The sequence below is a fragment of the Blautia coccoides genome (assembly GCF_034355335.1).
Lineage (GTDB): Bacteria > Bacillota > Clostridia > Lachnospirales > Lachnospiraceae > Blautia > Blautia producta.
Genome location: NZ_CP136422.1, coordinates 597,162 through 611,583, shown reverse-complemented (window position 1 = coordinate 611,583; position 14,422 = coordinate 597,162). Strand labels below are relative to the sequence as shown.

Here is a 14,422-nt window from a genome sequence, read left to right as displayed (position 1 = left end):
TTTCACAGAAACAATGCTAGAATAATAGTTGCGTTATCAGTCCAGATTTTAGGAGGTCTAACACAAATGGTGTGGAAAGTTCTACTGATTATTTTAATCATTTTAGTAGTCGTTCTTGCCGTTTTATATTTTCTTGGCAAGAGGGCACAGAAAAAGCAGGAAGCACAGCAGGAACAGATGGAAGCAGCAAAGCAGTCCGTCTCCATGCTGGTTATCGATAAAAAGAGGCTTCCCATTAAACAGTCCGGTCTTCCCCAGATGGTAATCGACCAGACACCGAAGCTTATGAGACGTTCCAAGCTCCCTATCGTCAAAGCCAAAATCGGTCCCAGGATCGTTACCCTGGTAGCGGACGAGCAGGTCTTTGAGATCATCCCCGTAAAGAAGGAAGTCAAAGCAGAGGTCAGCGGTATCTATATCACAGGTGTCCGCGGACTGCGAGGTGCTTTGGAAGCTCCTCAGAAGAAGAAAGGCTTCTTCAAGAGAATGCGCCTCAAAGCGGAGAATCTTGCAAAGGGAAACCAAACGGAAAGCAAAGACAAAAAGAAGAAAAAATAAAAAACTGCCGCTCGGGAAAAATCCCGGACGGCTTTTTTATATCTTCACTCTGTTTTTTTATCTGTATCTCTGTTAAACCGGAGGATGTTTTATCGTGATGACGCCAAATGGAAATTTCCTGCGCCCTGGGGCTTTACATTAACACAGATCTGGCAGTCCGCTGTATGTACCTCGTTGATCTCCAGAGCATAGTCAATGAGGATATCAATATTCTCCTCCTGCTCCTTCACGTCAATTTTTGTGGCGGATATTCCCATCTGCATATCTCCGAATGGTGTGGCATAATAGGTCAGATTCTTCTTGGTCTCCTCAAAGACCATGTGTGTGTTGGTGAGTCCTTTTTTCTGCACCTCCACAGAGCCCTTCATGACCTTGATCATATTCTTCGTGATGGTGTCATACCCTTCCTGAACCTCCTCGTAGCAAATGAAATGATGGCCGTTCCTGTAATAATAATCTCCTTTTGCCACCACTTCCACTTCCTCAGGTTTCTCTCCGGCGTCGATCGCCTGCATCCCTTTTACTGTTATCAGCACATCTTTCGTCATATTCAATACTCCTCAATATTAATCTGCTTGGTCATCCTCACATCATAGGGCAGAATGGAACCTGCAAATTCCTGAAAACGTTCCTCCGCGTCACTGACATAGAAGCGGTAAGGAAATTCCTCCTCCTCATGTCCGTCACTCTCGATCCCATGCTCCTTCAACAGCTCCCGGAGCGCCCGGGCAGTCTCATAGGCAGGATTCACCAAAGTAACACCATCTCCCGCGATCTGACGCATCAGGGAACGCAGCAGGGGATAGTGGGTGCAGCCCAGGATCAAAGTGTCCACCCCCTGTTCCAGAAGCGGGTCCAGATAGCGTTTTGCCACCTCCACTGTAACTTCATCCTTTAGCCATCCCTCCTCCACCAACGGGACCAGCAGGGGACAGGCCTGGCCTATTACCTGGATCTGTGGATCATATTCATGTATGATGGCAGGATACAGCTCAGACTTTACAGTACCTCTTGTACCTATGAGGCCGATTTTTTTATTCCTGGTGGTCTGTGCAGCCACCTTTGCTCCCGGCTTCACCACACCGATGATAGGGATATCTATCTCCTCCCGTATGGTTTCCAGCGCCATGGCACTGGCTGTATTACACGCCACCACAATGGCCTTCACGTCCTGGGTCTGCAGGAAACGCACGATCTGACGGGAATATTTCAACACGATATCTTTTGACTTGCTTCCATAGGGCACCCTTGCGGTATCCCCAAAGTATACGATCCTCTCACCGGGCAGGTTGCGCATGATCTCTCTGGCAACGGTAAGTCCGCCCACTCCGGAATCAAAAACACCGATTGGTGCCTGTTTATTCTGGTTCATATGAAAACCCTCTTAAAATTTATATTCTATTTTAACCGTGTTTCCATTTTACCCTCATTGAAGCCAGAATGCAAGCTGCAACCGCTAAAACCACTTAAATCCTATTTTCACCTTATCCCTTTCTTTGGGATCGTTCAGTATTGTAAGAAACTCCTCCTCTGTCAGAACTTCCTTTAAGTCCTCTTTTTTCTCCTCTGAAACTACTCCATGGGACTCATCAATAAAACACAGGCTGGGATAGAGAACACACCACCAGTTATGCCCTTCTGCCTCCCCAATCTTCACGTTCAGGGCTTCATATTCTCCGGCGGGAAAGGTGCAGTCCCCGTAAGTCTTATCAGGAAAATACGTCTTTTCCACAGCGGCTGTGACAGGGTAGTCATACCCTTCCTCTTCGATGGTCTGTCTGGCTGTATCTTCAATCTCATTTAAGTGGGTTAAAACACCTTCCTTGGTGGCTTCCAGGGATCTGTCCTCTCCCAGGACATCCTCCAGATAGTCCACGATCCTTGTCTTTACATGAAGCTTCAGGTTCTGGTCCTCATCTGTATCGCTGTTGGCAACCACGTGCAGGCGGAAAATTTCCTTTGCGATGCCCTGCTGCACCTCATGTTCCAGCCGCTGCTGCGTCTCCTCTTTCTCTCTCTTCAGTGTATGTATGCGCACAGCTCCCAACAGTACCGTGGCCAGAAGTCCGATGATCACAGCGGCAATCCATATATTTCTCTGCATTTTTCGTCTCACAGCAAATCCCTCCGTCTGATTCGGTATTCAGATGCGGAAAGCTGCATATCCCCGCACCTGATCACCGGATTTTTATTACTCATTTCTTTTCTATAGACAGAGTATTGCCGTATCTTTCCAGGCCTATTCCTTTTCCAGCATTATTTTATCTTCCATGGCACTGACCTTTTGGAGAGCGGGGCGCTTCTCCCCGTTATGCCATGCATTGTATAAATCCTGCAGATCTGTCTGCCGGTGTGCCTGGCTGTCCGGCCTGTTCTCCACAATGCCCGTCAGATAATCTCCCAAAGAATCCATCTGCTGACCGTCCATGCTCATCACATCTCCAAGCTGGGTGCATGAGAACACGTAAATGTTGCCCGCTATGGACGGCTTGTCTTCCAGATAGTGGAGCAGGTTTTTATATGCCTCCTCATGGTCCAGAAGACCGTTTCCCAGCAGCAGAACCTTCAGATGACCGGTATCCAGGTAATCCTCCTGGCTGTTCTGAAAATCTTTTTCCGCATCTTCCATGGTCCTGCCCTGATAAAAATCCGCTTTTTCGCCGGCCTTTTGATTCTCCCCGTCCTTGCTCTGTCCTGTCACGCCGGACAAGTCGGGAAGACCGTAGTACACCTGGTATTGGCCGTCCAGATAGTCCACACCCATGGACAACGGGAAACTGCGGTTCTCCAGAGCCACCCCGCAGGCAGACAGGTTCAGGGCCACGATAACAGCCAGCAGCACTGCTTTACTTTTCTTCCTTATCACGATGTTTCCCCCTTCCGTATGCGATCCCTGCCCACAGTGCCAGCAGAATAAACAGCGGCGCATAGATGTTCTGCAGCACTTCGCGGTACCATTCAAGAGAAATACCTGCTTTCTCGCATCCCAATGCGCAAATGAGAATGCCTCCCGCCAGATACGGCGCCCCTTTTTCCATATGGACACGCTTCAGCAGCTCGTGGTTGTAGAAAAAGATACTCCCCACAGCAAAAAAGATACAGAACATAACAGCAGCGATGAAGAAAATATCAACACGCTCCAGAAAATCCCCGGGCAGATCCACCCCTGCCATCATATCAAAAATAGGATAGGACTTCTGTACATAGCCGCCCGCTCCGAATGCCCCCTGCAGAAGTATCAGCACTGTTGACAAAATTCCCAGAAGAAGAAACACCGAGCCGTTCAGTGCCTTGCCCGCATTGCCAGCACGGTCCACATTCCCCAGGGTAAAGGGAAGGAAAAATATCGGCAGGAACGTGCAGAACACTCTGTAACATCCCTGTATAACTCCCTGGACCGACATGTATCCAATCTCTTCCAGATATGCCCCCTTGACTCTGGTAACACACAATAAGAGCATGGCAGCCAGGACAAACAAAATGATGGGAAAGCACAGCTCGGCCATTCGTCCTCTGCGCTCCAGCCCTTGATGGCTTCCCAGATAGCAGACCACAGCAGTGACTGTGATGATCACAAAGGGTTTGCTGCTCTCAATAAAAAAACGGCCTGTGATCCTGCTGGTCACCAACAGCAGAAAAACACCTGTAATGAAGAGATAGGACAGATGCAGCAGGCAGAAAATCTTTCCGGCGTACTTTCCCATATACCGCTCAGGATTGGCATAACAGGGCTTCATACGGATAAAAAATATACTGGCCGCCAGAAATAGTACACCCATCAGAAGCAGGGAGAGTACCCCCTGCCTTCCGTTTAGATAGGAAGTGACGGGAACCGTGACCAGATAAATACCCAGTTGTCCCAGCACCAGTTGTCTGAAGAGCTGTCTGTGGGATATCCGTTGATTGTCAGCGAACATGCTTCTGTCCTCCTTTTGTCTTGAGGCGCACCTGCTGTTCCTTTCTGGCATAGAGCGGCCGCCTGGTCATAAACCTGAGGGGCGCCATGACAATGCCGTCTGACTCTCCTCTGTAGCCCGCATTTCTCTGGGCAGCAAACGGTGTCAGATAGGGGATTCCAAAGCTCTTAAGCCCTGCCAGATGGCTGATGACCAGATAAAGTCCCAACAACATTCCAAAGACACCCATGGTGCCTCCCAGAAGAATAAAACCGAATTTCAGGAGTCGGAACGGCGCGGTAAACTCTTCGTTTGGAATAGCCAGGGTCGCCAGTGCGGTGACTGCCACCACCACTACTACAATAGGGCTTACCAGATTGGCCTCCACAGCGGCCTGACCGATGATCAAACCGCCCACGATACCAATGGTCCCGCCCAGCGGTCCGGGCGCACGAACGCCTGCCTCACGGATGCTCTCAAATGCCACCTCCATAAAGAAGACTTCCAGTATCCCCGGAAATGGCACTCCTTTTCTGGCCTCCGCAAAGGAGAGGATCAGGTTGGTGGGGAGTACCTGGGTATGGAAATTAGTCACCGCCAGATAAGCACCGGAAAAGAGCATGGCAAATGCAGCCGCTATATACCGAATGATCCTCAGAAAGGTTGCCAGTTCAAAATGGTTGTACTCGTCCTCGCTCACCTGTAGAAAATCATTAAAGGCGGCAGGGAGCAGGATTCCCATGGGAGAATTGTCAACAAGCACCAGGACTCTGCCGTTGAGGATTTCCATGGCGCATTTGTCAGGGCGCTCAGAGGTCTGGAACTGGGGAAATGGAGAGAGCCAGTTTTCCTCAGCCAAATGCTCCACAATGCCGCTGTCCATGACCCCGTCAATCTCAAAATCCTCCAGACGTCTGTCCAGTTCCTCTAAAAGCTCCGGCCGCACCAGCTCCTCCATATAGAGGATCTGTACCAGCGTCTGGCTTCTGACACCCAGAGTCTTTTCTTTGACTTTCAGCTTGGAATTCCTGATCCTCTTACGCACAAGTGCGGAGTTGGTTTTAACCACATCTGAGAATCCTTCCTTGGAGCCGCGCAGCACCTTTTCCCTGGATGCCTCCTGCACACCCATGTTTGGGTAGCCTTTGCTGGATACCTTGATGGAATGGGGATAGCCGTCAAAGAAGAAGATGGCATTTCCCGCAAACATGGCTGCCAGTGCTTCTGACATGGTGTCCAGTGTTTTTACATCCGAGATCCCCAGACCGTTTTCGTCCACAAATTCCAGGATCTCGTCCTTGGGCATCTCCCACATATGGTTTACCAGCTTGCCGATCACAGAGTCCTCCAGCATCATATTGCTGACTGCCACCTCTATATAGACGACCAGACAGTGGATTTTCTGCTCCTGCCCCAGGATCATAGGACGGATAATGATGTCAGCGCAGTCTTTTAATGTCTTTCGGATGTAGTCCTCATTTTCCTGTATGTGAATAGATATCTTGTCATTGTCCTTCATTTCAAAAGCCCCTTTCTGCTCTCATACCCTATGGTATCCCCGGAATATAATCATTTTTGCACCACAAAAAAGAGAGACGTATTTTTTACATCTCTCTTAGAATATCCATTTCTTCTATTAATATACCTTACAGTACCCGTGTTCCGTGGGTTATGGGACGGAATCACTCCTGCTCGTTCAGGCTTTTGATGATAGCCTTCTGCTGATTGTCCACATGGACATAGACATATTTCAGCGCGGACTCCTTGTCCTTTTTGCGCAGCGCCTCACAGATCGCCCTGTGCTCCTGGGCAAGGGTACGGCGCACCGCAATATCCTTCAGATATTCGATGCGGTAGCGGTACATCTGTTCCCTGAGGTTGCTAAGCAGCTGTACCAGCCTTTTGTTGTTGGTGGCATTGTATATAATGTCATGAAAGGCCACATCCATCTCCGCAAGCTGGGTCAGATCCCCGTTCTCGGTCAGGCTCAGGAATTTATGCTCCACCTTGTCCAATTCATCCAGCTCCTCCGGCGTGATCCGCTCACAGGCCAGACGGATAGCCAGTTCTTCCATGCCCTTTCTGACCTCCAACACATCATTCAGATCACGCTCTGTGATGGACGCCACCTTTGCGCCTTTTCTGGGCGCCATAACTACCAGGCCTTCCAGCTCCAGTTTCCTGATAGCTTCCCGGATAGGAGTCCTGCTCACCCCCAGCTTCTCCGCCAGGGCAATCTCCATAAGCCGCTCACCGGGTTTTAAATCTCCTTTTAATATCGCCCTCCGCAGAGTATTGAAAACCACATCCCGCAGCGGAAGGTATTCATCCATATGCATTTCCAAATCCGTTGTCATCTGTGTCTTCCTCCATTATTGAATACAGTAGTCAAAAAAACGGTTCTGGCGATCTTAGTCTCGCGCAGTGCCTCACAGGCCTGCTCCGCTGTCGCCTTATCATCAAAGAGTCCGAAGACCGTAGGACCGCTGCCGCTCATCATGGCATTGACCGCGCCGTGGTCCTTCATATGTTGTTTGATCTCCTCGATCACAGGGTATGCCGGAATTGTCACGCTCTCAAGAACATTTCCCATATGTTCGGCAATCCTGTTCAAATTGTGCCATTGAAGCCCCTCCAGCATTCTGTCTATCTCCGGATGATGCTCTATCTCCGATGCATCCAGCTTCTCATAGACAAATTTCGTTGACACGCTGACAGGCGGCTTTCCAATCAACACATAGCAGTCCGGACAGGGCGGCAGAGCACGCAGCTTCTCTCCGATCCCCTCTGCAAGCGCAGTGCCGCGAAGCAGACAGTACGGAACATCCGCACCGACTTTCACGCTCCGCTCCATAAGCTCCCGCACAGTAAGCCCCAGTCCGAACAGTCGGTTCACTCCGATCATGGCGGCGGCGGCATCCGAACTCCCGCCTGCCATGCCGGCAGCGACCGGTATGAATTTCTGCAGATCCACAGTTATCCCTTTTTCCACTTTGAACTCATCCATCAAAAGCTGCGCTGCTTTATAGACAAGATTGTTCTCGTTTGTGGGGATAAACGGCAGATTTGTAGTAATGGAAATCCCCGGTTCCTCTTTGATATCAATTTCTAACTGGTCATACATGTTAATGGTCTGCATGATCATGCGGACCTCATGATAGCCATCCTCACGTTTTCTGACTACATCCAATCCCAGATTAATTTTCGCCAGTGCCCTTAATCTCATTTTTATCTCCTGTATTTCCATTCTTGCGCTCCAGAGTGTATCTAAAGCGAATCGTTGACTACCTGCAGCCATTGAGCATCCCCTGCCCCGCCATACACCGCTGAACTGTGCATCACAAAGCGGTATAAAAGAAGGTTATGAATGGTCACAGATGTTTATTGTATATTGTATTCGTTTTTATACACTTTATTCTATACGATATGCCTCCTTTTTTCAACACCTAAAAATAATATGTTGCTGTTCAAGTAACTGTTCACAGTATGCAAAAACTGCTTTCCTGCGGTCAGCACGGAAAATGTACCTGCCCGCTGAATACCGAGATGTCTCTTTAAAATTTTCGTAATAATCTTTCAAACAGGCTCTAGGATTCTACTTTTTTAGTCAATATCAGGGTGTCATATGGCTTAACCTCATCACTTTCCAGATCATTGAGCTGCACAATGGTTTCAATCGTAGTGTAAAATTTCTTGGCGATATCCCAGAGCGTATCCTGGGGCTGTACCTGATATCCCACGATTCCGGGCATATTCTGGAGCTTCTCCTTATCCAGCTCCCGCTCTTCTATTTCCCGGATTATGCCTGTATCTGTCTGCTTCAGCACAAGGGCATTCAGATTCATGACTATTTTTACCTCTATCTCATCACTGTCGATCATAGTAGTGGACAGTTGTTCCAGATCCGTTCTCAGATGATAGGTACAATTTTTCCCTATACCCGGAGCTTCCACCACATGGGAGAAGGGAATCATGGCATCCATGGAATAGAACGGCATATCGTCATCCCCTATGATATAGAGAATCCTCACCTGGATGATGCCCTCCACCTCTATGCCGTTCTCCACAGGATGGGTATCGTCTACCTTAACGTTGCCGTCGCTGTGGCAGATCTGCAGGATTTTCCCCTGGTTCTGTTCCATTTTAATGCGGTCTCCCACTCTGCATTTGGAATTATTTTTAACCAGGAGGCTTTCCAGCTTTTTATTTTCACGGATAGGGACGCATTCCTTTAAAGGGGTATATACGTCCAGAAGCAGGGACATTTCCTCCTCCTCATAAATTTTCATCTCTAATTCCAGGACAGCATCCACACCTATGAGGCGCTCCTCCCCGTCACTGTCTGTTTTTACCTCCAATTTGCTTTGGGGCATGGTCACCTCTATGTTGGGCACCATATCCACAGTGCAGCCCACACATTCCAATTCCTGATAGAAGGGAACCGAATGCTCCAGCCATTGCAGGGAATTGTTGTCATCGTCCCCACGGTACAATGCGAATATAAAGAGTTCTCCTTTTACACCTATCTTATCATTTTCTGCCCGGATATCCATACCACGGACTTCCACTGTGTTCCATAGAAGTTCATGGATATTGGGCTTGTTGGAGGCCAGGGCGATATCCTCCTTGACCCGCAGGGTGTCCTTTTTATGCACCGCGATCCCCATGACAGAGATGTCCTTTTTTTTCTGGGAAATGCCCTCCGCGTCCACACCTGCGGGGAGATTTGTCTCCTGCATCTCCTCCACTGACGCGGTGAAGGTTACCAAGGCTTTGATGTTCAGCTTTCTGGAATTGATAAGCTGGACACTCAGGTCCTCGATATCCCATTTCACCCGGACTTTGTCACCGTTTTCCAGGCCCTCCAGGTGCATGGTTTCCCCTATGGGGAGCGTGCCGAGAAGACTTTGTATCCTTCGCTCCTCACTGTCACTGACATAGAGGAGATAGACCATCAAAGCTCCGGTCAGGAACGCGTGGCCCTCGGATATCTGGACATCATCTATGTGGATCTCACCCTTTTTCTGGATCATCCGGCCTACGTCCGGCTTAATATCCGGCACATTTAAATCCTCATCAAAGGTAATCTGGCTGACAGCTTCACATTTTGTATGCATCATACGCATCTGTTTTGTTATTAATTCCACAATAAGCCCTCTTTTCTATTCAAAAATTACCGGTTCTTCCCGATATTTCATTTTTACCACCAGATATGGATAGGATGGCTCGTCTTTTAGATCTTTGTCCTCTTCCGGCCCTATTAGGGTAGTCTGTAGATGGATGGCATTGTCCCAGAGGGACAAGTCCTCAATTTGGATACTGTATCCTCCAGTCTCTTGTTTGCCGTAGCCTTTGAGAAGGTATAGATAGGAACCGTCCTGATATGTAAGCTGGAATTCTGATTCTTTGTTTTCTTCTATCAGTTCCTTGACTTTATCAGGAAAATCCTCTTCCTTCATCACTGTGTACTCCGGCTTGACTCCGTCCTGGGCTTTGACTTTTTCTATGCTGCAGGAGGTCAGAGGGAGTGTCAGGAGGCAGATAAAACATAGTGTTAGGATTAATTTTTTCAATGTTGGGAGGCCGCCTTTGGTTTTGGTGCTCTTAGCAATAGTGTATGTGGGGAAAAAATGGATTATGACAAAGAAATTTTCAAAAGAGGGACAGCAAAATCCATCCAAAAGACTTGGATAGAAGTATTTTTCATCTTGCAGGCAAAAAAATAAGGCACGCCCGGATTCTCTGGAAAGAAAATACCGGGTATGCCATATTTTAAGAATTGGACACCGTATTCACACTGCTTTCTCCTGCTGCCTTACTATCTTGTAATCAGACTTCCTATCTGCGTATTTAATTGGCCACAATATTTTGCAGCCATACTCCTTTTTTCACCAGTATGAAGCCGATCAGACATTTTATCATATCTCCCATCTGCACCAGTATATAGATCGCCACTACCGGCATGAGGGTGAAACGGCTCAGAGAGAATGCTATGGTCACACTCACGCACCAGATGAACACACTGTCAAACAAGAAGGTAACAATGGTTTTTCCACCTGAACGTAAGGTGAAATAAGCGGCGTGAAGAAACGCGTTCTGCGGCATAAAGACCGCGGTTGCCATGATAAAGTATTTTGCCAGCTCTCTTGCCTCAGGATTGGTGTTGTAGAGCTTGGGGAAGAGCGGCGCAAGCACAAGCATCAGCAATGCAACACAGGTACAGCAGAAGACGGAAAACGCTATCATCTTAGTATCTGTATCCCGGGCTTCCTTCATCTTGCCGGCACCCAGAAGCTGACCTACCACAATGGCTACAGAATCTCCCAGGGCTATAAATACGATATTAAATACATTGTTGATGGTATTGGCAATGTTCAGACCCGCAACTACATTTAATCCTCTGATGGAATAGCACTGCGTCAGCATGGCCATACCGGCTGCCCAGAGGGCCTCGTTCAGGAGAAGAGGTGTTCCCTTGATCAGGATCTTCTTTGTCAGCATCGCCGGAACCTTCAGCGTGCTGTACAGGCCTTCAATGTACTGATTCACCTCTTTATGCTTGTGGGTCCAGTGAATAACTATGGCTGCCTCCACATATCTGGAGAATACGGTTGCGATCGCCGCACCGCGGACGCCCAATGCCGGAAAACCAAACTTTCCATAGATCAATATGTAGTTGAATACCAGGTTGATGGCAACGGCTGTGATACCGGCCTTCATGGGCGTAACGGTCTCTCCGCACTCACGCAGCGTACTGGCATATACCTGAACCATCATGAAAGGCGGAAGCCCTATAAGCATAATGTAAAGATATTGTTTTCCATAGGCCAGTGTGGCTGCCAGATTCTCCACACTGCCCTCCCCATGAAGGTACATGCTGATGAGCTGTTCGCCTCCAATGAGGAAAACCACAACAGTTCCCACTGTAAGTATCAGAGCCATCCACAATTTATACCGGAAGGTATTGCGGACTCCCTCATTATCCTTCTGTCCAAAATACTGCGCAGTAAAAATACCCGCACCTGAAACCCCTCCGAAGATACAGAGGTTATACACGAAAATAAGCTGGTTTACAATTGCCGCACCTGACATCTGCTCCGTGCCGATCCTGCCTACCATGATGTTGTCCAGAAGGCCTACGAAATTGGTGATGCCATTCTGTATCATAATAGGTACGGCTATAGCAAGAATCATCTTATAAAAATTTTTGTCTCCGATGAACTTCTTCATCACTCCGGTCTTTCCCATTTTTCTCTAAGCCCCCCTAAAATCAGCGATATACTACATAACTTACTACAGGAAAACTTCTTTGTAAAGAAAATAATATGGAATATAATGACGATTTTTTACGGGAATTTTCGTTAGAATAACAAGATTTGCAGAAATCTCGGTAAATGAGAAACCGCCTGCGGCCCAAGTTCTGTATTTTCTGTATATTAAGGTTAAATATGGCTTGCATCCCTTTCCTGTTTTCCGTATAATATAGAAGAGTTCCAGGTATCGGAGGCACCCTTTTGTTCGCCTGCCCGGAGGCAGTACAGTCACACGGTACATTAAAGTATGACTGAAATGCCATCCTGTGACTCACGGCACTTCCAGTGTGCCGCATAATAAATAAAATTCCCGGCCAGGTATGCGGACAGCATATCTGGTTTCTTATCCAATAATGTATACCAAACGGTATAGAAAGGTGAGTGTTATGTTTCGCTTTATTCTCGTATGTATTGTAGTTGTAGGATTTCTCATTTTATCAATACCGATTCTGCTGGCAGAATGGGTGATCGGCAAATTCAACCAGAGGGCAAAGGATATCAGTTCACTGCGTATCGTCCAGGCTGTTTTCCGATGTGTACTTAAAATTACCGGTTCTGATATTGAGATCATCGGCCATGAAAATGTTCCCAGTGACACGGCTGTGCTTTACATAGGAAATCACAGAAGTTTTTTTGATATTCTCCTCACCTATGTTATGTGCCCGGATCTGACCGGATATGTTGCCAAAAAAGAAATGGAGCCGATTCCGCTGCTGTCTAACTGGATGAAGTACCTGCACTGTCTGTTTCTGGACAGAACGGACATTAAAGCCGGTATGAAAACCATACTGACTGCCATCGACAAGGCAAAAAACGGTATTTCCATCTGTATCTTCCCCGAAGGGACCAGGAATAAAAATGAAAGTGAGCTGGAAATGCTGCCCTTCCATGAAGGAAGCTTTAAGATTGCCACGAAATCCGGATGTCCGATCATCCCTATAGCGATCACAAATTCCGCTGAGATTTTTGAGGCTCATTTTCCTAAGATCAAGCCTGCTAAGGTGATCGTGGAATACGGAACTCCCATTTATCCGGACCGGCTGCCAAAGGAAGATAAGAAACGTCTGGGAACATATACGCAGGAAACTATTTTGAATATGCTGAAAAAACACAGAGAAAGCTTCTAAAAATAAAATTCTATAGTTTATGCTGCAGTTTATCGTAAAAAACGCTGTTTCGGTTATTCTATTATTATATGGAAGAAAACCGAGGCAGCGTTTCTGAATTTAACAGTAGGAAAATACCAAAAATGAGAGGAACAAAAGATTTATGAAGAAAAAAACATACAACATGCTGACTGACCCACCCGGGCGCTCTCTGCTGCTTTTTGCCCTGCCTATGATTTTAGGAAATCTTTTTCAGCAGTTTTACAATATAGCGGATTCTGTGATCGTGGGAAACTTCGTGGGGGAGCGGGCGCTTGCCGCAGTTGGGGCTTCTTATGCCATCACTAATGTGTTTATTGCCATTGCCATCGGGGGAGGCATCGGAAGCTCGGTGATCATCTCTCAATGCCTTGGAGCAGGACAGAAAGGCAAGATGAGGACTGCTGTTTTCACCACATTAATCAACTTTTTCGTGGTAAGTATCTGTCTTGGGGCTTTGGGCCTTTTTCTGAATCACAGGATTTTAGGATGGGTGAATACGCCCCAAGAGGTATTTTCGGATGCAGCACTCTATCTGGCGATTTATTTTGCCGGACTGCCCTTTTTATTTATGTATAATGTGGAAGCGTCCATCTTCAATGCTCTGGGAGATTCCAGGACACCGCTTTATCTGCTGATATTTTCCTCTCTGCTGAATATTTTTCTGGATATGGTGTTTGTCATCCGGTTTCAGCAGGGCGTAAGAGGGGTTGCCATAGGGACGCTGATCGCCCAGGGAGTGTCTGCTGTCATATCCTTTTGGCTGCTTCTGCGGAAATTAAAGAAGTATGAAACAGATGAACATTGGCGGCTGTATGACACCGGGCTGATGTTTTCCATGGTGCGCATTGCGGTTCCTTCTATTATACAGCAGTCGATTGTGCAGATCGGCATCCTGCTGGTCCAGTCAGTGGTGAACAGCTTCGGTGCCTCTATACTGGCCGGTTACTCCGCGGGGATGCGGATTGAGTCCATCAGTATTGTGCCTATGCTGGCAATGGGAAATGCCATGTCCACGTTTACGGCCCAAAATGTGGGAGCCGGACAACTGGAACGGGTAAAGAAGGGATATCGGATGTGCTATGCGGCAGTCCTGAGTGCCGGGGCGTTTTTGTGTGTCCTTTATCAGTTGTTTGGGAATGTGTTTGTCTCTGCATTTTTAGATGCCGGGAATGGAAGCGCTGCTTTTCAGACGGGGCTTGACTATGTGAAATTTCTTTCCTTCTTCTACGCTTTTATCGGGCTGAAGGCCTCCACAGACGGTCTGCTGCGCGGGGCCGGAGATGTGAAGGCTTTTACAGTGGCTAATCTTGTCAACCTGTCTATCCGGGTGATCGTGACTAATGTGTTCGCACCGGTGTATGGAATACAGGTGGCGTGGATGGCTGTACCTATGGGATGGGCGGCTAACTATGTGATATCGTTTGGGTGGTATTTGACGGGAAGGTGGAGAGGGAAATGGGAAAAGGTTGAAAAGGTAATGTAAGGGGGTAATTGCGTTTGAGTCCTA

Annotated in this window: 14 protein-coding genes; 3 read left to right on the top strand and 11 right to left on the bottom strand. The window is 47.7% G+C overall.

Features of this window, described 5'->3' with window-relative positions:
• Positions 1 to 66: 66 nt before the first annotated feature.
• Positions 67 to 558: a hypothetical protein gene (locus tag BLCOC_RS02640; protein WP_018595716.1), complete on the top strand. Its 492-nt coding sequence runs from the start codon at positions 67 to 69 to the stop codon at positions 556 to 558.
• 89 nt (positions 559 to 647) lie between these two features.
• On the opposite strand, the gene BLCOC_RS02635 is transcribed toward BLCOC_RS02640, so the two are convergent.
• The 11 genes from BLCOC_RS02635 to BLCOC_RS02585 all read right to left on the bottom strand — a co-directional run bounded on the left by BLCOC_RS02635 (position 648) and on the right by BLCOC_RS02585 (position 11,702).
• The gene (locus tag BLCOC_RS02635; RefSeq protein ID WP_018595715.1) at positions 648 to 1,106 is read right to left on the bottom strand and encodes a YwiB family protein; all 459 of its coding nucleotides are present in this window, start codon (positions 1,104 to 1,106) and stop codon (positions 648 to 650) included.
• 2 nt (positions 1,107 to 1,108) lie between these two features.
• Complete coding sequence (gene murI, locus BLCOC_RS02630) at positions 1,109 to 1,930, bottom strand: glutamate racemase (RefSeq protein ID WP_018595714.1); 822 nt, start codon at positions 1,928 to 1,930, stop codon at positions 1,109 to 1,111.
• 84 nt (positions 1,931 to 2,014) lie between these two features.
• The gene (spoIIR, locus tag BLCOC_RS02625; RefSeq protein WP_026255525.1) at positions 2,015 to 2,674 is read right to left on the bottom strand and encodes a stage II sporulation protein R; all 660 of its coding nucleotides are present in this window, start codon (positions 2,672 to 2,674) and stop codon (positions 2,015 to 2,017) included.
• 123 nt (positions 2,675 to 2,797) lie between these two features.
• Entirely contained in the window at positions 2,798 to 3,424 is a 627-nt protein-coding gene (locus BLCOC_RS02620; RefSeq protein WP_242999023.1) for a Ger(x)C family spore germination protein, read from the bottom strand.
• Positions 3,405 to 4,475: a GerAB/ArcD/ProY family transporter gene (locus BLCOC_RS02615; RefSeq protein ID WP_242999022.1), complete on the bottom strand. Its 1,071-nt coding sequence runs from the start codon at positions 4,473 to 4,475 to the stop codon at positions 3,405 to 3,407. The genes BLCOC_RS02620 and BLCOC_RS02615 overlap by 20 nt, the downstream gene beginning before the upstream one ends.
• A complete protein-coding gene (locus tag BLCOC_RS02610; RefSeq protein ID WP_029470688.1) occupies positions 4,465 to 5,973 on the bottom strand; it encodes a spore germination protein in 1,509 nt (502 codons plus the stop codon). Before BLCOC_RS02610 ends, BLCOC_RS02615 begins: the two co-directional genes overlap by 11 nt.
• A 163-nt stretch (positions 5,974 to 6,136) precedes the next feature.
• Entirely contained in the window at positions 6,137 to 6,811 is a 675-nt protein-coding gene (locus BLCOC_RS02605; RefSeq protein WP_018595709.1) for a GntR family transcriptional regulator, read from the bottom strand.
• Positions 6,808 to 7,701, bottom strand: coding sequence for a 4-(cytidine 5'-diphospho)-2-C-methyl-D-erythritol kinase (gene ispE, locus BLCOC_RS02600; RefSeq protein WP_256161815.1), 894 nt, complete (start codon positions 7,699 to 7,701; stop codon positions 6,808 to 6,810). The genes BLCOC_RS02605 and ispE overlap by 4 nt, the downstream gene beginning before the upstream one ends.
• Before the next feature lie 340 nt (positions 7,702 to 8,041).
• The gene (locus BLCOC_RS02595; protein WP_115624292.1) at positions 8,042 to 9,601 is read right to left on the bottom strand and encodes a DUF3794 and LysM peptidoglycan-binding domain-containing protein; all 1,560 of its coding nucleotides are present in this window, start codon (positions 9,599 to 9,601) and stop codon (positions 8,042 to 8,044) included.
• Between the two features lie 15 nt (positions 9,602 to 9,616).
• Positions 9,617 to 10,027 carry a protease complex subunit PrcB family protein gene (locus tag BLCOC_RS02590; RefSeq protein WP_018595706.1) on the bottom strand — a complete coding sequence of 137 codons (411 nt, stop codon included), beginning with the start codon at positions 10,025 to 10,027 and terminating at the stop codon, positions 9,617 to 9,619.
• 277 nt (positions 10,028 to 10,304) lie between these two features.
• Positions 10,305 to 11,702, bottom strand: a complete 1,398-nt coding sequence (locus BLCOC_RS02585; protein ID WP_115624291.1) for an MATE family efflux transporter — start codon at positions 11,700 to 11,702, stop codon at positions 10,305 to 10,307.
• A 451-nt stretch (positions 11,703 to 12,153) separates the two neighbouring features.
• On the opposite strand from BLCOC_RS02585, the gene BLCOC_RS02580 reads away from it, so the two are divergent.
• Both BLCOC_RS02580 and BLCOC_RS02575 read left to right on the top strand, forming a co-directional pair.
• Positions 12,154 to 12,894, top strand: a complete 741-nt coding sequence (locus BLCOC_RS02580) for a lysophospholipid acyltransferase family protein (RefSeq protein WP_115624289.1) — start codon at positions 12,154 to 12,156, stop codon at positions 12,892 to 12,894.
• A gap of 142 nt (positions 12,895 to 13,036) precedes the next feature.
• Complete coding sequence (locus BLCOC_RS02575; protein ID WP_115624288.1) at positions 13,037 to 14,398, top strand: MATE family efflux transporter; 1,362 nt, start codon at positions 13,037 to 13,039, stop codon at positions 14,396 to 14,398.
• The last annotated feature ends 24 nt before the right edge of the window (positions 14,399 to 14,422 follow it).